Origin of the sequence: Streptomyces sp. NPDC093984 (assembly GCF_044764595.1) — a bacterium.
Lineage (GTDB): Bacteria > Actinomycetota > Actinomycetes > Streptomycetales > Streptomycetaceae > Streptomyces > Streptomyces cynarae.
This window is the reverse complement of sequence record NZ_JBIWIM010000008.1, coordinates 234899-254671: the sequence shown is the minus strand read 5'-3', so window position 1 is coordinate 254671 and position 19773 is coordinate 234899. Positions and strand designations below refer to the sequence as shown.

Here is a 19773-nt window from a genome sequence, read left to right as displayed (position 1 = left end):
GGGTCGGGTCGGGCGGTGGCGTGCGATCCGTCGCGCGGTGGGCCTGCGGTCGGGGCGGGCGGTGGGCGTGCGGTCAGGCCGACAGGGGCCGCGAGGTGTCGTCGGTGGCCGAGCCGAGGTCCGGGTGCACGTCGAAGAGGCGGCGGACGCCGAGGGCGGCGAGGACGCGGTTGACGTGTGTGCCCTCGGGCGCGCCGTGCCCGGGCAGGATGAGGCGGAGCCGGCCCCGGCAGGAGCGGATCAGTCTGCGTGCGGCGACGAGCACGCCGACGCCGCTGGAGTCGCAGAAGACCACCTGGGAGAGGTCGAGTACGAGGCGGTGGCGGCCGTCCGCCACCGCGTCGTGCACCCGCTGGCGCAGCACCGGTGACGTCATCAGGTCCAGTTCGCCCGCCACTTGGAGCACGGTCCACTCGCCACGCTTTTCGCCGGTCACTGTGAGCGTCACCGCCATGCCTCCCGCCTGCCCGCGCCTGCCCGCGCCGTCCATGAAACGGAAGCGGTCCCTTCGCTTCCTTTGGAGCGCGGCTGCCCGAACGCCCTTCTATGAAACACCGAACTGTCGATCGAAACTGGGTAATAGATGAGCCAGTTCAATCGGTAACGGTCTTGTTCGTTCAGGCCTGATCCGTAGTCGGTCGGGTAGGCGCCCGCACGTCCGGCACGGTCCCGCGCGGAACCGCCTCTACCATCCGCGGCTCGCCGAGGGGCGCACATTGCGACAAAGGGGCGTGCGTTGTCCGATGTGCCGACTACATTCGAAGGCGTGGGGGGCGCACGCTGAACCGGAACAGGGCGCAGGGCACGTCCGGGGACGAGGGGGCCGCATGGCGAAGAAGGACGCACCGCCCCGGTGGGACCGCAGGATGCAGCAGCGGCTCGCCCGGGGTGAGGCCGCCGCGCTCGGAGAGTGCTACGACCGGTTGGCCTCCCTGGTGCACGGCCTCGCCCACCGGGTGCTCGGGGACGAGGAGGAGGCGGACGCCGTCACACGCGAGGTGTTCGCGCACGTCTGGGAGAACCCCGAGTCCTACGACCCCAGGCAGGAGCCGTTGCGGACCTGGGTCGCCACACTGACCCAGCGGCTCGCCGTCCAGCGGCTGCGCGCCACCGAGACCGCAGCGCTGGCACGGGACGGCCGGGGCACTGCGGAGGACCTGGAGCGCAGGGTGCGCCAGGCCTCGGTCGCGGCCCGCGCGGACTACATCGTCACCTCCATGCCGGTGCCGCTGCGCGCCGCTCTGGAACGGGCCTACTTCCAGCGCCGGGACTACCGCCAGACCGCCGCCGACCTCGGTATCACGCAGGACGAGGCCCGCCGCCGGCTCCGCCTCGGCCTCCAGCTCCTCGCCACCGCCCACGAGACGCGGCCCTCGGGCACGCCGCCGGAAACGGAGGGTGTGTGGTGAGCGGGGCCGAGCGTTCCCGGGAGCACGGGGAGTTCGAGGAGTACGGCGGGTACGAGGGGAACGACGGGCAGGGCGCACCCGGGGTCGCCGGCGAGCGGGAGGTGTCCGAAGTGGCCCGGGGGCCGATGGCCGGTGGGGCCACGGCGCCCGGGGCCGAGGCGGTCCCGCTCGAGCACCGGGTGCTGAAGTCGCTGCTCGGGGCCTGGGCGCTGGCCGCCTGTTCCGCGGAGGAGACCGCCGCCGTGGAGGCGCACCTCGGTGGCTGCGGTCCGTGCGCGGAGGAGGCGCGGCGGCTGCGGAGGGCCGTCGGGCTGCTGCAGCGGCCCGAGAGTCTGGATCTCGACCCCGCCCTGCGCACCCGTGTCCTGGCGAGTTGCCTCGACCGGCGCCCGCCGCGCATCCCGGTGCCGGAGTGGGCGGCTCCCTACGACGCGGAGGCCGCGCGCCTGGACGCCCTGCTGCAGGACATCGGCGACGCCGAGTGGCACACCCCGGTCAGGCTGCGGTGGTTCGACGGGAGGGCTCCGGCGAGCCGCCGCACCACCGTGGCCGGGGTCATCGCCCATCTGCTCTCCGTCGACGGCCTGGTCGCGGTGGCGCTCGGGCTGGAGGACCCCCTGGGGGAAACCGTCGGGGACGACGGCAGCCCCGAGGGGCGCACGGAGGCGTACTGGCGCGCCTCCCACTTCCCGCCGACCCGCTCCATCCGCGTCCCGTGGCGCGACCAGACCCACCATCTCGTCCGGGCGGTCTCCCTCACCGACGACACCAGCGGGGCGGTCCCGGTGTCGTACGGCGCCTTCGGGCTCTCGCTGCACGACGCGATGCTGGATCGGGCCTTCGAGTGCTGGGTGCACGCCGAGGACATCGCGAACGCCGTCGACTACCCCTACGACCCGCCGGCGCCGCGCCATCTCCACCAGATGTTCGACCTGGCGGTACGGATACTGCCGCTGACCCTGGCCGCCCGGCGGCGCGCCGGCCTCGCCGCGCCCCCGCACGGTGGCCGGCACCTCGTCCCGGCGGGAGAGCCCGGGCGCAGCCTGCGCCTGGAGATCGAGGGCCTGGGCGGCGGTGAGTGGCTGATTCCGCTCGACTCGCCCGGCGCGGTGGCCTCCGCCGAGCACGAGGTGGCGCACGTCGCGCTCGACGGGGTGGAGTTCTGCCGCCTGGCCGCCGGCCATGTGCCACCGCAGGATGCGGCCGCGGGACAGGTCGGCGACCGGGAGGCGATCAGGGACGTGCTCTTCGCGGCGGCGTCCCTGAGCCGGATGTAGCGTAGCGGGACCTCGGGGGGAGCCTTCGGGCCGCTAGGCGAAGACCACTGTCCGGCGGCCGTTGAGCAGGATGCGGCGCTCCGCGTGCCACTTCACCGCGCGTGCCAGCGCCTGGCACTCCACGTCCCGCCCGGTCGCCACCAGTTGGTCCGGAGTGACGTCGTGGCCGACCCGCTCGACCTCCTGCTCGATGATCGGGCCCTCGTCGAGGTCGGCCGTCACGTAGTGCGCGGTCGCGCCGATCAGCTTCACACCGCGCGCATGGGCCTGGTGGTAGGGCTTGGCGCCCTTGAAGCTCGGCAGGAAGGAGTGATGGATGTTGATGATCCTGCCGCTGAGCTGCTTGCACAGGTCGTCCGAGAGCACCTGCATGTAGCGGGCCAGGACCACCAGCTCGACGTCCAGCTCGCGCACCAGCTCCAGCAGCCGCGCCTCGGACTCCGGCTTGGTGTCCTTCGTCACGGGGATGTGGTGGAAGGGAATGTTGTACGAGCCCACCAGCTCGGCGAAGTCGGTGTGGTTGGAGACCACGGCCGCGATCTCGACGGGCAGCGCGCCGATCCGGGCGCGGAAGAGCAGGTCGTTCAGGCAGTGGCCGAACTTGCTGACCATGAGGATGACGCGCATCTTGTCGTCGGCCCGGTGGATCTGCCACTCCATCTGGAAGGAGTCACCGATCGCCGCGAAGCTCGCGCGCAGCTTGTCCACGGTCACCGGGGCCTCGGCGGAGAAGTGGACCCGCATGAAGAACAGTCCCGTGTCCTGGTCGCCGAACTGCTGGCTGTCGACGATGTTGCAGCCGGTCATGAACAGGTAGCTCGACACGGCGTGCACGATCCCCTGCTTGTCCGGGCAGGAGAGGGTGAGGACGTACTGGTCGGCCGGGACCGAGGCTCGGGTGGACTGCTCGTTCATGCACGCCAGGGTCTCATGTCCGCGGGCCCGCGCGGACCGCCGTCCCGCAACCCGGACGGTCCGGCGGACGACGGGGGCCACGCCGGGCGACAGGGCCCACGCCACACGACCGGGGTCCACCGGGCGACAGGGCCCACGCCACACGACCGGGGTCCACGCCGGACGACCGGGGGCCCACGCCGGACGACAGGGCCCACCCCGGACGACCGGGGGCCCACGCCGGACGACAGGGTCCACCCCGGACCACTGGACCTACGCGCTCCTCGTCAGGATCCGCAGCACCTCGAGCGTGCGCGGCGGCACGTCCGGGTCCTCCCCGTCGGCCACGGAGAGGCGTACGTGGGCGTCCCGTGCCGCGCGCACCGCCTCCGGCCACGCCTGGTGGTTGATGTAGGCGTCCACCGGCGCGTCCGGCCCGACCTGGTGCATGATCCGCAGCACTCGCAGGACGGCGGTGTCGACGAGGGCCGCCTCCTGCGAGTCCCGGAAGATCGTGCCGACGTACTTCTCGGCCGACCAGTTGTCCAGCCAGGTGTCCTCGACCAGGCGGTACACGGCGTCGGTGACGTCGCCGTACCCCTCGACGCCGGCCAGCCAGACGTCCCGCTGGAAGACGGGATCGGAGAGCATGTGCAGCGCGGAGCGCACATTGCTGCGCCAGCGCCACCACGGCATGTCATTCAGTGGCATGCCGCCCATGGTGGATGAGCGACGACCGCGACGGGAAGAGTTCTCCGGAGCTTGCACGGTCATCGATCGTACGTTCCCTTTGAAATCCGGATCATCGGACCCCGCAATTCACCTCCGTGTCACCTTCCGTTGACCGCGGATGACACGACGGTTAGTGGTGTGAGGGAATCGTGCGTGTCCATGACCGGCAGGCGACGCACCAGCTCCTCCCCCATCCGCCCCCGCGTTCAGGGCTCCGTCCGTGAAAAAGCGGCTCCCCGCGTCAGGACCGTCCTGCTGTCCGCGGGCGCGCTGGTGGCAGTTGCGTCGATAGCGGTCGCCTGCGGGGTCGTCCCCGGTACCACGGGGGGTTCCGGGGACGACCGCGTGACCGTCATGACCTGGGCGCCCGACAAGACCTCGGCGACCAACAAGCCGGGCATGCCGGCGATGGCGCAGGCCTACGCGCGCTGGATCAACGCCCACGGCGGCCTGAACGGCCGCCAGCTCGAGGTCCTGACCTGCAACGACCACAACGACTACGTGGACGCCGCGAAGTGCGCCCGGCTCGCCGTGAAGGAGAACGCCGTCGCCGTCGTCGGCTCCTACAGCCAGTACGCCAGCTCCTTCCTCTCCCCGCTGGAGTCGGCGGGCATCCCCTACATCGGCGGCTACGGCCTGACCGACGACGAGTTCAAGAGCGTGCTGTCCTATCCCGTCAACGGCGGACAGCCCGCGCTGCTGGCCGGTCTCGGTGAGGAACTGGGCCGGACCTGCGGCCACGTCGCCCTGGTGCGCCCCGACACGGTCGCCGGCGACGAGCTTCCCCTGCTGCTCGACGCCGGACTGAAGGCGGCGCACCACGCCTCGGCGGCCGACGTGCGCGCCGCCGAGGACGCCACCGCCCTCGACGACCAGGCACGGCAGGCGCTGGACGAGGCGACCGGGAACCCCCAGAAGAAGGGGTGCGTGGTCCCGGCGCTCGACGAACGCACCGGGACCTTCATGGACTCCTTCCGCCGTCTGAGCGCCGGCTACCGGCCGGTGCGCACCGCGTCCGTGCTCGGCAGCGTCGACCAGTCGGTGATCGACTCCTCCGGCGGCGGCTCCGGCCCCTACGAGGACGCGTACGTCACCGGCTGGTACCCGGAGGCGTCGGACGCGCGCTGGAACGAGATGAAGGAAGTGATCAAGGAGCAGGCCTTCGACGACGACCGGATCGATCCGGCGGACGCGGGCGTGCAGACCACATGGATCGCTTACACGGTCCTGAAGAAGGTCGTCGAGTCGCTCGGCGACGGCGAGGTGTCGGCCCGCACGATCCGCATGGCCCTCGACCACGGCCTGAAGGTCGACACCGGAGGCCTCACCCCGACCCTGCGCTGGCGCTTCCAGGACCTGACCGCGGTCGTCGACTTCCCCCGCCTGATCAACTCCGACGTGACCTTCCAGGTCGTACGCGACGGGCGGCTGGTGGCGGCCCGCAAGGGCTTCGTGAACGTGTCGAAGACGCTGGAGAGCGCGGACAGCGAGTGAGGCGTGCCGGTGCGCGCCGCGCCGTTCACCGGGCGGCGCGCACCGCCGTGCTCACAGCTGGGTCGGCTGGCGCTCGGTCAGGCCGTACTTCTGCGCGATGACGTTCCAGATCTGGGCCGCCTTCGCCTTCTGGGCGCTGGCCGTGCCGCTGTCCCGGTTGCCCGCCTGGGCCTGGGGGGTGACGCGCGCCTGGCCCTTCGGGCAGCCCTTCTTGCCCGAGACCTGGTCGGCCCAGGCCGCGTAGTGGGTGTCGGCGGACGCGGACGCCTTCCAGGCGCTGGTGAGCGCGGCGGTCAGCGCGGCGTGGTCGGGGAGCTTGTCGACCTGGAGTCCCGACAACCGGCCGACCAGGTCGTTGCGCTGCTTGGCCGCGTCCCGCAGGTCGGCGGCCGACTGGTCGAGGTTCTGGCACGCCTTGACGTTGGCGACCGCCCTGATCACCGCGCCGCGGCTGTTGCCGCTGTCGGCGAGGAGCTTGTCCAGGGCGACGGCCTGCGCCCGGGCCGGGTCGGCGGCGCCAGACCCCGAGGCGTCCGGGGCGGCCCCGGTCGCGGCGACGGACTTGCTGTCGTCGGTCTTGCCGTCGCTGCCGCCACCACCGCTGAGCAGGGCGCCGGCCCCGATCCCGAGGGCGACTATGCCGACGCCGACGGCCGCGATGAGGGGCACACGCGAGCGGGTACGGCCACCGCGCTGGTCGGCCCCCCGGTCCACGGGTGCGCCGGGGGCGCCCGCGCCGTCGAACCGCGGCAGGTGCTGGGTGGATCCGGCGAACCCGCCCGAGTCGCCTCGGAAGAGGTTGTCGAACTCGGCCGGCGGCGCCTGCCCGGGCCCCCCGGGCCGCACGGCGTACGGCTGGCCGGGCACGGGCGGAAGGTACTGCGTGGCCTGGGCGTCGGGGTCGGCGGCGGGCGGCAGCGGACCGGCGGCGCGCCCGAGGACCTGGGTCGCCTGGTCGGCGGGCATCTCGGGGGGCAGCGCGCCAGGGCCCACCGGCGGGATGTACTGGGTGGCCCCCTCGTCGGCAGAGGCGGCCACCGGGGGTATGTACTGCGTCGCACCCTCGTTCGGCGCGGCGGCAACGGGCGGCAGGTACTGCGTGGCGCCTTCGTCGGCGGAGCCGGCCGCCGGGGGCAGGGGCCCGGCACCGGCGCTCTGCTGCGGGGGCAGCGGCTGGCCCGAGCCGGCCGGCGGCTGCTGACCCCAGGCCGAGCGCGGGTCCGAGCCCTCCCAGGACGGCTGCGCGCCCCACTGCTGGCTCTGGTTCTGGTTCTGGTTCTGGTGCTGCTGCTGGTGCTGGTGCTGGTGCTGGTGCTGGTGCTGGTGCTGTTGGGCAGCCTGCTCCGGCCCCCAGGGCTGCCCCCATGCCTGCCCGCCGGCGGGGCCGGGGGCGGGTGCGGGCGCCGGGGGTATGGAACCGTTCACTCCGCCTGTCTGGCCCGGCAGCAGGGGCGCGCCGCCGTCGGAGGGCAGCACGATGCCTTCGCGCGCGGGCCGCGCCGAGGGCTCCTCGCCCTGTCCACTCTGCGTCACCGGGACTCCTACGAATGGGGGACCTTCGGAATCGTCGGCTCACGCTACCGGGTCCCCCTGACCGGGTGCCACGCTGGACAGGGGGAGCGCCCCGTAAGGGGCGCGGGGAACTGCGCGACCAGCCAGGGCATTGCCGCACCGAAGAGACATCCGTCACTCCTACGGCGATACCGCCCCGGGGCCCGGGGCGGGGCCCCCGGCCCCCGAGCACGTCACACAACCGCCGGGTACATCACGGAGCCGCATCCGCCGGAGGCACTACGCCGCTGCCAGATCCAGCCGCGCCCCGAACTCCCGCACCACGGCCTCCTCCCGATACGGCTCCAACCGCTGCTGCAGGTCCTCGAGATACTCCGCCCCCCGACTGGACCGCAGCGTGCCGAGCAGCTCCACGGCCTTCAACCCGGTGTGGCACGCCTGCTCCACCTCGCGCTGCTGCACCTGAGCGGTGGCGAGCAGCACCAGCCCGATCGCCCGCCGCCGGGCCCGGGACTCGGGATGCCCGGCGAGCGACTCCTCCGCCCGCCGGGCCGCCGCCTCCGCCTGCCCCAGATCCCGGTGACAGTGCGCCAGCTCGTCCGCCAGGTACGCCTCGTCGAAGTGCGCGATCCACGCCGGATCGTCCCCGGACGCCGCGTCGGCCGACTCCAGCGCCGTCACCGCACGCCCGGACGCGATCTGCGTGGCGCGCACATCGCCCATCAGCGCATGCCCGCGCGCCTCCGCCGCGTAGAACATCGCCTCCGCGCGCGGGGTCACGCGCCCCCGCGCTCCCTCCTGCGCCGCCCGCGCCAACTGCGCGATCTCGCGCGGGTTTCCGAGCTGCGCCGCGAGGTGGCTCATCGACGCGGCGAGCACATAGCCGCCGTACCCCCGGTCACCGGCCGCCTGCGCGAGCCGCAACGCCTGGATGTAGTACCGCTGCGCGAGCCCCGGCTGTCCGGTGTCGACCGCCATGTACCCCGCGAGCTCGGTCAACCGCGCGACTGCGCCGAACAGTTCGCGTCCCACCACGTCCCGGTACGACCCCGCCAGCAGCCCGGAGACGACGCTGTTGAGGTAGTGCACGACGACCGGCCGCACATGCCCGCTGCCGTACTGGTGGTCCAGTTCGACCAGGGCCTGCGTCATCGCCCGCACCGCGTCCACGTCCGACTGTCCCACCCGTGGCCCGGCCGACCGAGCGACCTGCGGGTCCGGCCCGGAGATCAGCCAGTCGCGGCTCGGCTCGACGAGCGCGGAGGCCGCGACGGAGGACCCCGACAGGAAGTCCCGGCGCCCGACGTCGCTGCGCCACAGCTCGCAGACCTGCTCGATCGCACCGAGCACCGTGGGCGAGAACTGCAGACCCACGCCCGAGGCGAGGTTCTTGCCGTTGGCCATGCCGATCTCGTCGATCGTGACCGTGCGCCCCAGCTTGCGGCCGAGCGCCTCCGCGATGACCGCCGGGGCCCGGCCCCGCGGCTGCTGTCCGCGCAGCCAGCGGGCCACGGACGTCTTGTCGTAGCGCAGGTCGAGGCCGTGCTCCGCGCCGCACATGTTGACCCGGCGGGCGAGCCCCGCGTTCGAGCAGCCCGCTTCCTGGATGAGCGCCTGCAGTCGTTCGTTCGGCTGCCGCGCGACAAGCGGCCTGGCGGCCATGGCGTACCCCCTACTTCCTGGCTCGGTTCGCCGAGTTGGCCGGTGCAGCGAAAAGATCCGGCCTTGAAGATCGATGCCCAGCGGACATTCCTCTGATGCGAGACATGCGAAGATTGCCGGGGTAAAGGCTGGTCCCGCACCCCCCACCTGGTTACCCCACCCCCGCCGCGGTTCCCCGTGCGCGCCCCCACCTGTGCATCCATGCGCCCCACCCGCCAAGACGGTGCTCCTCCCCGGCGCATGTGGGATGAAAATGACGTGCTCAAAAAGCATCGGTCCCCGATGAGACGGCCCCGAGTGGGCGAGGCGTAACCCCCGGTGATCGCTAGAGTTGAGTTCATCGTGGAAGAGACCATCGCGGGCCCTGAAGCTGCCCACATCCCGAAGCAGCGCGGCGAATCGCTCCTGGACGCCGCCGTCCGTTACGTCGAGGAGCGCCACTGGGACGTGTTCCCCGGCACCTGGCTGGATGCCGTCGACGGGATGCACCGCTGCTCCTGCGGTCAGTCCGCGTGTCCCGTGCCCGGAGCGCACCCGGCACGCGACGACTGGGCGACGCAGGCGACCGGCAGTGCCACCGTCGCGCGCGGTCTGTGGTCCGAGCGGCCGACCGCGTCGATCCTGCTGCCCACCGGGCGCACGTTCGACGCGATCGACGTCCCGGAGACCGCCGGCTTCCTCGCCCTCGCGCGCATGGAGCGCATGGAGCTGACGCTCGGTCCGGTGACGCTGACGCCCGCGCGGCGCATGCAGTTCTTCGTGCTGCCGGGCGCGTCCGCGAAGGTGCCGGACCTGCTGCGCAAACTGGGCTGGCAGCCCACCTCACTCGACCTGGTCACCCTCGGCGAGGGCGCGTATGTCGCCGCGCCGCCCACCCGGTTCGGATCGCGGGGGGCCGTGCAGTGGGCGCGGCGGCCCACGTCGGCGAACCGGTGGCTGCCGGATGCGGAGGAACTGGTGTCGCCGTTGGCCTATGCGTGCGGTAGGGACCGGTAGCCGTTCGCCTTCTCGTCCACCAGGCACTGTCCCGCGCCCCTTTCAGGGGCGCCCCCGCGCCGTAGGGTTCTCACATGAACGAGGGAACAGTGACCGCTCCTGCCGCTGTACGCGTGCACGACCTGTGGAAGCGGTTCGGGGAACACGTCGCCGTCGCCGGGGTCGATCTCGAGTTGCCCGCCGGGCGGTTCATCGGGCTGGTCGGGCCCAACGGGGCCGGGAAGACCACCACGCTGTCCATGGTCACCGGCCTGCTCAGACCCGACCGCGGCACCGTCGAGGTCGTCGGGCACGACGTGTGGCGCGACCCCGCCCAGGTGAAGGCCCGTATCGGGGTGCTGCCCGAGGGGCTGCGGCTCTTCGAGCGGCTGTCCGGGCGCGAACTCCTCGCCTACACCGGCCGGTTGCGCGGACTGCCCGGCACCGAGGTCGACAAGCGGGCCACCCAGCTCCTCGACGTCCTCGATCTGGCCGGGGCCCAGCACAAGCTCGTCGTCGACTACTCCACCGGGATGCGCAAGAAGATCGGCCTCGCCGCCGCGCTGCTGCACAACCCCGAAGTCCTCTTCCTGGACGAGCCCTTCGAGGGCGTCGACCCGGTCTCCGCGCAGACCATCCGCGGCGTCCTGGAGCGGTACACCGCCTCCGGCGCCACCGTCGTCTTCTCCTCCCACGTCATGGAGCTGGTCGAGTCGCTGTGCGACTGGGTGGCCGTCATGGCCGCGGGCCGCATCCGCGCGCACGGCCCGCTGGCCGACGTACGCGGCGACGCGCCCACCCTCCAGCAGGCGTTCCTGGAACTGGTCGGCGCGCACGGCCGCACCGCGGGAGCCGACCTCGACTGGCTCGGCGGCGGCGCCCGATGACCGGCCTGACGGCCGTCGTCGTACGGCTGAAGCTGTCCCTGCTGCGGAACGGGCTGCGGCGCTCCGCCGGGCGGCGCGCCGCGTACGTCACGTCCCTCGTCCTGGTCCTGCTGTTCGCCGCCACCCAGTTGCTCGGCCTGATCCTGCTGCGCGGCAACGCGCACGCCGCCTCCGTCGCCGTGCTCGGCATCGAGGTCGTCGCGCTGGGCTGGACCGTGATGCCGCTGTTCTTCCCCAGCGGCGACGAGACGCTCGACCCCACCCGCCTGGTGATGCTGCCGCTGCGCCCGGGGCCCCTCGTCCGGGCCCTGCTGGTGGCGTCCCTGGTGGGCATCGGACCGCTGTTCACGCTCTGCATGGCCGTCGGCTCGGTGATCTCCGTGGCGCACGGGGCGGCGGCGTACGGCACCGCGGTCCTCGCCGTCGTGCTCACGCTGCTGGTCTGCGTCACCCTCGCGCGGGCCGTCGCCGCCGCCAACATCCGGCTGCTGACCAGCCGCAAGGGCCGCGACCTCGCCGTACTGAGCGGGCTGGTCGTCGCCGTCGGCGCGCAGCTCGTCAACTTCGGCGCCCGCGAGCTGGGTTCGGCCGGGCTGTCGCGGCTGGGGCCGGTGGGCGACGTCGTGCGCTGGGTGCCGCCCGCCTCCGCGATCGGCGCGGTGGACTCCGTGAGCAAGGGGTCGTACGGCGTCGGGGCCGCCCAGCTCGCGCTGAGCGCGGCCGCGTTGGCGGGACTGCTGGCCGTGTGGTCGCGCAACCTCACGAAGCTGATGACCGCACCGGACTCCTCCACGCTCCAGGCCGCCGAACCGGGGCCCCGGGAGCGGGCCTCCGAGGGCCTGTCCCGGCTGCTGCCCGCGGGCCGCACCGGCACGGTGGCCGAGCGCAGCCTGCGCTATGTCTGGCGCGACCCCAAGACGAAGGCGGCATGGGTGACGTCGCTGGCCATCGGGCTGATCGTGCCCGTCTTCAACGCCCTCCAGGGCACCGGCTCCGTCTACTTCGCCTGCTTCGCGGCCGGCATGCTCGGCATCCAGATGTACAACCAGTTCGGGCAGGACACCTCCGCGTTCTGGATGGTCGCCATGACGATCTCCTCCACCCGCGACGCCCACGCCGAACTGCGCGGCCGGGCGCTGGCCCTGCTGCTGATCACCCTGCCGTACGCCGCCCTCGTCACCGTCGCCACCACCGCCCTGCTCGGAACCTGGGACAGGCTGCCCGAGGTGCTCGGAATGTCCCTCGCGCTGCTCGGCGCGATGCTGGCCACCGGCGCCTGGTCCTCGGCCCGCTTCCCGTACTCGATACCGCAGGAGGGCTACAAGAACGTGGCTCCCGGGCAGGCGGGGCTCGCCTGGATCTCCATCCTCGGCGGCATGGTCTCCGCCGCTCTGCTCTCCGCGCCCGTGATCGCGGCGACGATCTGGCTCAACGTCACCGCGAACGGCGACGACTGGACCTGGCTCCTGCTGCCTGCGGGCGCCGCCTACGGCACCCTGATCACCCTCCTCGGCCTCCGCCTCGCGGCCCCCCGCACGGCCCGCCGGCTGCCGGAGATCCTGGCGGCGGTCAGCAAGGGCTAGTTCCCGGGTCGAGGAGACGGGACCCCACGGCGCAAGGATTCCCCCAATCTTCTGTGAAGGAGATGTGGGCTGGGTCACGGTCGAGTTGAATGTGGGCGAGAGAGCGGACGAGCGTGCCGTATGGGCGGACGCGCAGGCTGCAGGGGGGTTCGGGTGAGTGCTTCCCGGCGGAGGGGGACCACGGACGAGCCGGTGCCGGACGAGCCGGAGCGGGATGGTTCGGATCTTCTCGCCGCGCTCCTCGACGGGATGGACGCGGCCTTGTGCGCCTTCGACGCGGACGGGGTCGTGACCCACTGGAACCGGGAGGCCGAGCGGATTCTCGGCTGGTCGGCGGCCGAGGCGGTGGGGCGGCGCGGCTTCGCCGGGTGGGCCGTGCGCAGCGCCGACGCGGCCGAGGTCGAGGCGTGGCTGATGTCCGCGATGCAGGCCTCCGGGCGGCAGGTGCACGAGTTCGCGCTGCTGACCAAGGACGGCGGCCGGGTGCTCGTACGGACCCAGTCCGCGGCGGTCAGGGGGCCCGACGGGAAACCCGCCGGGGTGTACTGCGCGTTCAGCGAGGTGCACGCCCAGATCGATCTGGAGCGGTCGATCGCGCTCAGCGAGGCCCTGTTCGAGGACGCGAGCTGGGGTGTCGTGCTCGTCGACGCGGACCTGCGGCCCGCCGTCGTCAACGCCCACGCGGCCCGGGCGCTCGGCATCGGGCGTACGGCCGTGCTGGGACGGCCCCTCGGGGACCTGCTCGCGCAGGGCGTCGAGGAGCTGGAGAGCGCGCTGACCCATGTGCTCGCCGAGGGGGCGCCGCCGGCGCCCGCCGAGATCTGGGTGAGCGTGCGGACCGCGGACGGCGAGAAGCGGCGGTGCTGGCGGAGCGGGTTCCTGCGGCTGGCCTCGCCACTGGCGGAGGAGCCGGTTCCGCTCGGGGTCGGGTGGCTGTTCCAGGACGTCACCGAGGCCAAGCAGAGCGAGCAGGAGGCGGCCCTGCTGCGCTTCCGCTCCAACCAGCTGCACCGAGCCGCGCGGGCGGCCGCCGAGTGCGAGGACCCCGGCGAGGCAGCCACGATCCATCTGGACTTCGCCCTCGCCGGGTTCGCCGACCACGCCCTGATCGACCGGGTGGCGGGCGGCTGGGTGGCGGACGGGGCGGGGCCGGTACGGCTGGTGCGGGCCGCCGAGACGCCGTCCGGTGCCCCCGGCCCGAGCGTGCTCACCGGGAAGGCGGGACTGCCGGTGCGGTACGACGAGGGCCATCCCGCCCTGCAGTGCGTGGAGCGCTCCGGGACCGTACGCGCCGACGCGGGCGCCGCCGACCCGGCCCAGGCGCGTGCGTGGGCGCTGGCCCGGCAGTGGCCCCCGGACGCGGTGCACGCCCTGTGCGCGGTGCTGCGCAGCCGGGGGCGGACGCTGGGTGTGGTGACGTTCCTGCGGGGGGCCGGGCGCAGCCGGTTCGAGCGGGTGGACGCGGTGTACGCGGAGGACGTGGCGGTACGGATCGCCGCGGCGCTGGACCTGTCCGACGTGCTGAAGGGGCGGGCCGCGAAGTAGGGCCGTGGGACGCGGCTACGCCTGGCGGTAGAAGATCCGGTCGGCGTACTCCGCCAGTACCCGGGCGTTCCACTCATGGCCGCCGTCGACGTTCCCCGACCGCAGCAGGGGCGGTTCGATGCCGCGGTCCGCGAGGACACCGGCCGCCGTCGCCATGACCGCCTGCAGCAGGGCCGTGGTGACGACCGTGGACGCGGGGGCGAAGGGCGCCGGGATGGTGTCCAGGGTGAGCTCCGCGTCCCCGACCGCGATCTTCGAGTCCAGGACGAGGTCGCAGTGGTCCTTGAGGTACGTGCCGGAGGCGTGCCGGGACTTCGTCTCCGCCGTGTACGCCACCGAGGTCACGCCGATGACCTTGATGCCGCGCGCGCGGGCGTTCATCGCCATCTCCACGGGCAGCGCGTTGCGGCCGGACAGGGAGATGATCACCAGGAGGTCGCCGGAGCGGAGGGGGCTCGTGTCCAGGACCGCGCTCGCCAGGCCGTCGACCCGCTCCAGCGCGGAGCCCAGCGTGGCGGGCATGACGTCCACGCCGACGACTCCGGGGACCGCGAGCAGGTTCATCAGGGCCAGGCCGCCCGCGCGGTAGACCAGGTCCTGCGCGGCCAGCGAGGAGTGCCCGGCACCGAAGGCGAACAGCCGGCCGCCCGAGGCCACGGTGTCCGCGATCAGGGTGCCGGCCGCCGCGATCTCCTGCGCGTCCTCGTCCCGAACCCGCCGCAGCAGCCCGATCGCCGCGTCGAAGAACCGCTCCGCCGGCGTGCTCCCGCCCTGCGGCTCCCCACCGCTCGGCCCTGCGCTCATCGGCGACGCCCCTTCGAAGTCGGCCCGTGTCGCGGATCACGTTGCGGTCTGGACCAGTGGGATGTCAATACGGCCCGCCCGACGCCGGGGGTTCGCGGGCGGGGGCCCTGGTGCGCGGTCGGGGCCCGGAGACCGGCGCCCCCTTCAGGCGCGCCGGGAGCCGTGCCGACGCGCCCCGTGGCCCGTGGTCCACTCGCCGCGCCCCGGTTGTCAGTGGGATGAGTCAGAATTGAAGTCAGGGCCAGCGCACACGCCGGTGAGCAGTCGAGCCTCCGGCAGATCTCTTCGAGGGGCACGTATGTCCGGACTGATCGACACCACGGAGATGTATCTCCGCACCATCCTCGAGCTCGAGGAGGAAGGCGTGGTCCCCATGCGCGCCCGGATCGCCGAGCGGCTCGACCAGAGCGGCCCGACCGTCAGCCAGACAGTGGCGCGAATGGAGCGCGACGGCCTGGTGTCGGTCGCCGCAGACCGTCACCTGGAGCTCACGGACGAGGGCCGCCGCCTGGCCACCCGCGTCATGCGCAAGCACCGCCTCGCCGAGTGCCTCCTGGTCGACGTGATCGGGCTGGAGTGGGAGCAGGTGCACGCCGAGGCGTGTCGCTGGGAGCACGTGATGAGCGAGGCGGTCGAGCGCCGCGTCCTGGAGCTGCTGCGCCACCCCACCGAGTCGCCGTACGGGAACCCGATCCCGGGCCTGGAGGAGCTCGGCGAGAAGGAGATGGCGGACCCGTTCCTGGACGAGGGCATGGTCTCGCTGGCCGACCTGGATCCGGGCACGGACGGCAAGACGGTCGTCGTACGCCGTATCGGCGAGCCCATCCAGACGGACGCACAGCTCATGTACACGCTCCGGCGGGCGGGCGTGCAGCCCGGCTCGGTGGTCAGCGTGACGGAGTCGGCGGGCGGTGTCCTGGTCGGCAGCGGCGGCGAGGCGGCTGAGCTCCAGGCGGACATCGCGTCCCACGTCTTCGTGGCCAAGCCCTGACACAGGCGCCGAGGCCCCGCAGGACCTCTTGATCCCCCTCCACCCCTCTTGATCCCTCTCCGTCCCTCTGACCCCTCCCGTCCCCCTGCATCCCTCCCGATCTCGCCTGGCCCTCACAACTCCTCCGATTCATGGGGCTGTTGTGATGATTCCGCGACCGTACTGCAATCAAGATTCAGTGAGCGGAATCGCAGCGCACCGACCGTTCGCATGCGAGGCTGTCGCGTGAGGCATATGACCTGAGGGCTCTTGGCCGGAGATGACAGCGATGTCAACGGCCGGGAAGGGGAGGGAGGATGTGCCCCGGACGCGACCCCGGACACGGGGAGGGCCCCGGCACCTATCGGCGCCGGGGCCTGTCCTCCCCTGTTTCGACCCGGAGCCCCGAGCTCTCAGGGTCGCCCCCTCGGACCGGTTTTCCCCGAGCGGTCCGCCTCCCGCAGAAGATCTCCCCGCGCAGACAGCGGTCAATCCTCGAGGGAGGTCACTCGAAGGTGGGGTGTTGCCGCCGGAAACGGCGATTTCGAATAGCCATTCGATAGCGTGGGCGGTGACGATCTCGCCGGACCGGGCGCTGTACCAATGACGCGTCCGTCACACAGCGAGCAGGGGCACCACCGCCCGACGGCGACACCCGGCGCCGGGCGTTGACCGCCGACACCAGCACAAGCAGCACGACAGCGGAAGTACGACCAGTACGACAAGCGCGCGGACCGACCGCCCGACGCGGAAGCGAGCGGTCCCGGCCGAGCAGGGGGGTGCCAGGACGATGCGTCGCATCGACGTGACCGGAGCGGGCGGCGTACGCCTCGCCGCATGGGAGTTCGCCGACCCGCCCAAGACCGGCGACGGCGAGCAGACGCCGGGCCTGCTGTTACTGCACGGGCTCATGGGCCGCGCCTCGCACTGGGCGCCCACCGCCCGCCTGCTCGCCGAACGGCACCGCGCCGTCGCCCTCGACCAGCGCGGCCACGGCCAGAGCGACAAGCCCGCCGACGGCTACACCCGCGAGGCCTACATCGACGACGCCGAAGCCGCCCTCGAACAACTCGGCCTCGCCCCGGCCGTCCTCATCGGCCACGCGATGGGCGCCCTGACCGCCTGGCAGCTCGCCGCCAAACGCCCCGACCTGGTAAGCGCCCTGATCATCTGCGACATGCGGGCCTCCGCACTCGGCGCCGCCTCCCAGCGCGAATGGGAGAACTGGTTCAAGTCCTGGCCCCTCCCCTTCGCCACACTGGCCGACGTACGCAAGTGGTTCGGCGAGGACGACCCCTGGGTCGAGCGCCCGAACCCCGCCCGCGGCGAGTTCTACGTCGAGGTCATGACCGAGTCCCCGGACGGCTGGCGCCCCGTCTTCGAACCCGAGCACATGCTGAGGTCCCGCGAGACCTGGGTGTACGACGCGCACTGGGAGGAACTGGCCCAGGTCCGCTGCCCCACCCTGGTCGTCCGCGGCCTGGACGGCGAACTGGGCCGCGCGGAGGCCCAGGAGATGGTCCGCGTCCTCCCCCACGGCCAGTACGCGGAGGTCCCCGACGCCGGCCACTTCCTCCACCACGCCCAGCCGGAGGCATGGCGAGCCACGATCGAGCCGTTCCTGACAGCCGTACTGTCTCCGTGAGCGGCGCGGGAGTTCGACACGAGGGTTAGGGAACAGCGGCGGCCGCCTTGGGCCCGGCGGCCAGCCGCAGGCCGACCTCCACGAGAGTCCAGCCGAGGCGGGCACGAAGGTCCCGGGGGCCCCGGCCCGCTGCGGCGAGGCGGTAAGCGTCGGCTCCGGCACGGAGTTCGGCGGCGCGGAAGCGGTGCAGGGTGAAGTGGGTCTCGGGGTGCATCAGGCTGTGGCCTCTCAATCCGTGGTGAGGGGGAACGCGCGGGTCTGGATGCGTACCTGAGCGGTACCGGCGTCGCCCTCGTCCGCGGCCCGGTCCCGGTAGGTGTCGACGAGCGCATGCATCTTCTCGACGAGTTCCCGGGTGAGCTCCGGCGTCAGCCGTAGCGTCGCGCTGCTCATGTCCCAGGTGCGGTTCCACTCTTCCGGCCAGGCGTGGCGATTGCCGAGCCAGGTCGACAGGTCACGGGTCTGGCTGGTCGCGACCTCATGGAGGTACGTGTCGGCGGCCCCGCGCACGTCCGGGTTGGCGTCCGTCAGCAGGGCGTCGTCGAAGCGCAGGCCCCGGTGGACCGCCTTCCACCACCGCTCCCGCCCCTTGCCCCGCTCGGGAGCGTCCTCGATGAAGCCGTGGGCGGCGAGCTGGCGCAGGTGGTAGCTGGTCGCACCGCTCGACTCACCCAGCTTCTCGGCAAGTTGGGAGGCCGTGGCCGGACCTCCGAACCGCAGGGCATCCAGCAGCTGGATGCGCAGCGGGTGCGCGAGCCCGCGCAGTGAGCGGGCATCGAGACTGCGGACCTGCGGGTCCTGGGGCTCGTTCATGGGTACAAAAGTAGCGTTGCAAAGGAATGGTTGCAAGGGGTTCTTTGCAAGGTGACCGCGGGCCTGGCATTCGACCGACGGGAAGCGCACCGCACCCCGTCGGCGTCACGCCAAGAACGCCGCCACGGCGGCGGAGACGGCAGAGAACGGGAGCGGTGACGCTCCCCCGCACGACCGGCCGTACGCCGGTGGCATCGGCGCCAGCAGGGTCTTCGTCCTCTCCAGTGACGGAAAACCCCTCATGCCCTGCCACCCCGCCCGCGCCCGCGAACTCCTTCGCAAGGGGCGGGCCGTGGTCGCCAGGCAGGTCCCCTTCACCATCCGGCTGAAAGACCGCACACATGCCCAGTCGGAGACCGACGGAGTGCAGTTGCGCATCGACCCCGGCTCCCAGGGCACCGGCCCTCGCCCTCACCGACGAGAAGAAGGAAACCGACGACCAAGGCACCACGATCACCGTTCGACGGGGCCTGATCACCATCGAGCTGCAACACCGCGGCGCCCAGATCCGCGACCGCATGGCACAACGGACCGGTTACCGCCACAGAAGGCGATCCGCCAACCACCGCTACCGAGCGCCCCGCGCCCACAACCGCACACGCCCCACCGGATGGCTCCCTCCGTCACTACGCCACCGCGTCGACACCACCGTCTCCTGGGCAGTCCGCCTGTGCCGGTACGCACCGGTCACCGAGATCCACGTCGAACACGCCGCCTTCGACACCCACTCCATGAGCGTGGGCCGACAGCTCACGGGGACCCAATACCAGCAGGGCACGCTCGCCGGGACCGACGCGCGCGCCTACCTCCACGAGATGTGGCGCAGTGCCTGCGCCTACTGCGGGGCCACGGGCGTGCCCCTGAACATCGACCATGTCCGGCCGCGAAGCCGAGGAGGCGCGGACCGCATCTCGAACCTCGTCCTGGCCTGCGTGCCCTGCAACAAGGCCAAAGGCAACCTGCCCGTCGGCGTCTTCCTGGCCCACAGGCCCGACCGATTGGCGCAGATCCTCGCCCAGGCCAGACCACCGCTTCGCGACGCCGCTGCCATGAATACGACCCTCTGCCGGCTCACCGAGGCGCTCACCGCAGTCGGAAGGCCGGTCCACACCTGGACGGGCCACCTTTCGAAGCGGAACCGCACCGCCACGGGCCTGCACAAGACACACACCCAGGACGCGCTGTGCGTCGGACGCCTCGATCACGAGAACGGCGACACGATCGTCCGGATCCCCGCCCACGTCCTCATCGCCAAAGCCACCGGACGCGGCTCCTACGCCCGCACCACACCCGACCGGTACGGATTCCCCCGCCTGCGGCGCGCCCGTACAAAGCAGCACTTCGGATACGTCACCGGAGACCTCGTCCGTGCCGTCGTGCCGTCCGGCAAGTGGACGGGCACGTGGACGGGACGGATCTCCGTCCGCGCCCGAGGGCAGCACAGCCTCACCACGCCGGCCGGGCGGATCAACGTCTCCCACTGGAACCTGCGGCTCCTGCAACGTGGCGACGGGTACGGCTACGACACCCGGCCAGAACCCGCGCCGTCAACATCTCGAAAAACCTGTTGA

At 72.4% G+C, this 19773-nt stretch carries 18 protein-coding genes and 1 pseudogene; 11 read left to right on the top strand and 8 right to left on the bottom strand.

Features of this window, described 5'->3' with window-relative positions; translation table 11 throughout:
• Window positions 1-73 precede the first annotated feature (73 nt).
• Window positions 74-454, bottom strand: a complete 381-nt coding sequence (locus ACIRC0_RS27930; protein WP_403620999.1) for an STAS domain-containing protein — start codon at window positions 452-454, stop codon at window positions 74-76.
• A 373-nt stretch (window positions 455-827) separates the two neighbouring features.
• Between ACIRC0_RS27930 and ACIRC0_RS27925 the strand changes: the two genes are divergently transcribed.
• Both ACIRC0_RS27925 and ACIRC0_RS27920 read left to right on the top strand, forming a co-directional pair.
• Window positions 828-1409, top strand: a complete 582-nt coding sequence (locus ACIRC0_RS27925) for a sigma-70 family RNA polymerase sigma factor (RefSeq protein ID WP_403620996.1) — start codon at window positions 828-830, stop codon at window positions 1407-1409.
• Window positions 1406-2686 (top strand): maleylpyruvate isomerase N-terminal domain-containing protein, encoded by a 1281-nt coding sequence (locus ACIRC0_RS27920; protein ID WP_403620993.1) that lies wholly within the window; start codon window positions 1406-1408, stop codon window positions 2684-2686. The genes ACIRC0_RS27925 and ACIRC0_RS27920 overlap by 4 nt, the downstream gene beginning before the upstream one ends.
• Window positions 2687-2719: 33 nt before the next feature.
• Here ACIRC0_RS27920 and purU read toward each other — a convergent pair whose 3' ends face one another.
• Together purU and ACIRC0_RS27910 are read right to left on the bottom strand one after the other, a co-directional pair.
• Complete coding sequence (purU, locus tag ACIRC0_RS27915) at window positions 2720-3601, bottom strand: formyltetrahydrofolate deformylase (RefSeq protein WP_403620990.1); 882 nt, start codon at window positions 3599-3601, stop codon at window positions 2720-2722.
• A gap of 252 nt (window positions 3602-3853) precedes the next feature.
• Window positions 3854-4354: a hypothetical protein gene (locus ACIRC0_RS27910; protein WP_366029901.1), complete on the bottom strand. Its 501-nt coding sequence runs from the start codon at window positions 4352-4354 to the stop codon at window positions 3854-3856.
• Between the two features lie 117 nt (window positions 4355-4471).
• Between ACIRC0_RS27910 and ACIRC0_RS27905 the strand changes: the two genes are divergently transcribed.
• Window positions 4472-5806: an ABC transporter substrate-binding protein gene (locus ACIRC0_RS27905; protein WP_403620986.1), complete on the top strand. Its 1335-nt coding sequence runs from the start codon at window positions 4472-4474 to the stop codon at window positions 5804-5806.
• A 51-nt stretch (window positions 5807-5857) separates the two neighbouring features.
• Here ACIRC0_RS27905 and ACIRC0_RS27900 read toward each other — a convergent pair whose 3' ends face one another.
• Both ACIRC0_RS27900 and ACIRC0_RS27895 read right to left on the bottom strand, forming a co-directional pair.
• Window positions 5858-7339, bottom strand: a complete 1482-nt coding sequence (locus tag ACIRC0_RS27900) for a hypothetical protein (protein WP_403620983.1) — start codon at window positions 7337-7339, stop codon at window positions 5858-5860.
• Between the two features lie 258 nt (window positions 7340-7597).
• The gene (locus ACIRC0_RS27895) at window positions 7598-8980 is read right to left on the bottom strand and encodes a transcriptional regulator (protein WP_403620980.1); all 1383 of its coding nucleotides are present in this window, start codon (window positions 8978-8980) and stop codon (window positions 7598-7600) included.
• Between the two features lie 342 nt (window positions 8981-9322).
• Between ACIRC0_RS27895 and ACIRC0_RS27890 the strand changes: the two genes are divergently transcribed.
• From ACIRC0_RS27890 to ACIRC0_RS27875, 4 genes are all read left to right on the top strand, one after another.
• Window positions 9323-9976: a bifunctional DNA primase/polymerase gene (locus ACIRC0_RS27890; protein WP_403620977.1), complete on the top strand. Its 654-nt coding sequence runs from the start codon at window positions 9323-9325 to the stop codon at window positions 9974-9976.
• A 74-nt stretch (window positions 9977-10050) separates the two neighbouring features.
• Entirely contained in the window at window positions 10051-10842 is a 792-nt protein-coding gene (locus tag ACIRC0_RS27885; RefSeq protein WP_403620974.1) for an ABC transporter ATP-binding protein, read from the top strand.
• Window positions 10839-12425 carry a transporter gene (locus tag ACIRC0_RS27880; RefSeq protein WP_403620971.1) on the top strand — a complete coding sequence of 529 codons (1587 nt, stop codon included), beginning with the start codon at window positions 10839-10841 and terminating at the stop codon, window positions 12423-12425. The genes ACIRC0_RS27885 and ACIRC0_RS27880 overlap by 4 nt, the downstream gene beginning before the upstream one ends.
• A gap of 153 nt (window positions 12426-12578) precedes the next feature.
• Complete coding sequence (locus ACIRC0_RS27875; protein WP_403620968.1) at window positions 12579-13970, top strand: PAS domain-containing protein; 1392 nt, start codon at window positions 12579-12581, stop codon at window positions 13968-13970.
• 15 nt (window positions 13971-13985) lie between these two features.
• On the opposite strand, the gene ACIRC0_RS27870 is transcribed toward ACIRC0_RS27875, so the two are convergent.
• On the bottom strand, window positions 13986-14774 hold the full coding sequence (locus tag ACIRC0_RS27870) for an SIS domain-containing protein (protein WP_403620965.1): 789 nt from the start codon (window positions 14772-14774) through the stop codon (window positions 13986-13988).
• A gap of 298 nt (window positions 14775-15072) precedes the next feature.
• On the opposite strand from ACIRC0_RS27870, the gene ACIRC0_RS27865 reads away from it, so the two are divergent.
• Both ACIRC0_RS27865 and ACIRC0_RS27860 read left to right on the top strand, forming a co-directional pair.
• Entirely contained in the window at window positions 15073-15765 is a 693-nt protein-coding gene (locus ACIRC0_RS27865) for a metal-dependent transcriptional regulator (RefSeq protein WP_103837795.1), read from the top strand.
• A 769-nt stretch (window positions 15766-16534) separates the two neighbouring features.
• Window positions 16535-17389, top strand: coding sequence for an alpha/beta fold hydrolase (locus ACIRC0_RS27860; protein WP_403620962.1), 855 nt, complete (start codon window positions 16535-16537; stop codon window positions 17387-17389).
• A 25-nt stretch (window positions 17390-17414) separates the two neighbouring features.
• Here ACIRC0_RS27860 and ACIRC0_RS27855 read toward each other — a convergent pair whose 3' ends face one another.
• Both ACIRC0_RS27855 and ACIRC0_RS27850 read right to left on the bottom strand, forming a co-directional pair.
• Window positions 17415-17603, bottom strand: a complete 189-nt coding sequence (locus tag ACIRC0_RS27855) for a hypothetical protein (RefSeq protein WP_403620960.1) — start codon at window positions 17601-17603, stop codon at window positions 17415-17417.
• 14 nt (window positions 17604-17617) lie between these two features.
• Entirely contained in the window at window positions 17618-18202 is a 585-nt protein-coding gene (locus ACIRC0_RS27850) for an ArsR/SmtB family transcription factor (RefSeq protein WP_403620957.1), read from the bottom strand.
• A gap of 241 nt (window positions 18203-18443) precedes the next feature.
• Here ACIRC0_RS27850 and ACIRC0_RS27845 point away from each other — a divergent pair.
• Window positions 18444-18545: pseudogene (locus tag ACIRC0_RS27845) on the top strand (RRXRR domain-containing protein); the annotation flags it as partial.
• On the top strand, window positions 18544-19773 hold the full coding sequence (gene iscB / locus ACIRC0_RS27840) for an RNA-guided endonuclease IscB (protein WP_403620954.1): 1230 nt from the start codon (window positions 18544-18546) through the stop codon (window positions 19771-19773). The pseudogene ACIRC0_RS27845 and the gene iscB, both read left to right, overlap by 2 nt.

Bases quoted from the DNA above. Each gene is read 5' to 3' on its own strand.
- ACIRC0_RS27930 (WP_403620999.1), bottom strand. From the start codon at position 454: ATGGCGGTGACGCTCACAGTGACCGGCGAAAAGCGTGGCGAGTGGACC.
- ACIRC0_RS27925 (WP_403620996.1), top strand. From the start codon at position 828: ATGGCGAAGAAGGACGCACCGCCCCGGTGGGACCGCAGGATGCAGCAG.
- purU (WP_403620990.1), bottom strand. From the start codon at position 3,601: ATGAACGAGCAGTCCACCCGAGCCTCGGTCCCGGCCGACCAGTACGTC.
- ACIRC0_RS27910 (WP_366029901.1), bottom strand. From the start codon at position 4,354: ATGACCGTGCAAGCTCCGGAGAACTCTTCCCGTCGCGGTCGTCGCTCA.
- ACIRC0_RS27905 (WP_403620986.1), top strand. From the start codon at position 4,472: ATGACCGGCAGGCGACGCACCAGCTCCTCCCCCATCCGCCCCCGCGTT.
- ACIRC0_RS27895 (WP_403620980.1), bottom strand. From the start codon at position 8,980: ATGGCCGCCAGGCCGCTTGTCGCGCGGCAGCCGAACGAACGACTGCAG.
- ACIRC0_RS27885 (WP_403620974.1), top strand. From the start codon at position 10,051: ATGAACGAGGGAACAGTGACCGCTCCTGCCGCTGTACGCGTGCACGAC.
- ACIRC0_RS27880 (WP_403620971.1), top strand. From the start codon at position 10,839: ATGACCGGCCTGACGGCCGTCGTCGTACGGCTGAAGCTGTCCCTGCTG.
- ACIRC0_RS27870 (WP_403620965.1), bottom strand. From the start codon at position 14,774: ATGAGCGCAGGGCCGAGCGGTGGGGAGCCGCAGGGCGGGAGCACGCCG.
- ACIRC0_RS27865 (WP_103837795.1), top strand. From the start codon at position 15,073: ATGTCCGGACTGATCGACACCACGGAGATGTATCTCCGCACCATCCTC.
- ACIRC0_RS27860 (WP_403620962.1), top strand. From the start codon at position 16,535: ATGCGTCGCATCGACGTGACCGGAGCGGGCGGCGTACGCCTCGCCGCA.
- ACIRC0_RS27855 (WP_403620960.1), bottom strand. From the start codon at position 17,603: ATGCACCCCGAGACCCACTTCACCCTGCACCGCTTCCGCGCCGCCGAA.
- ACIRC0_RS27850 (WP_403620957.1), bottom strand. From the start codon at position 18,202: ATGAACGAGCCCCAGGACCCGCAGGTCCGCAGTCTCGATGCCCGCTCA.
- iscB (WP_403620954.1), top strand. From the start codon at position 18,544: ATGCCCAGTCGGAGACCGACGGAGTGCAGTTGCGCATCGACCCCGGCT.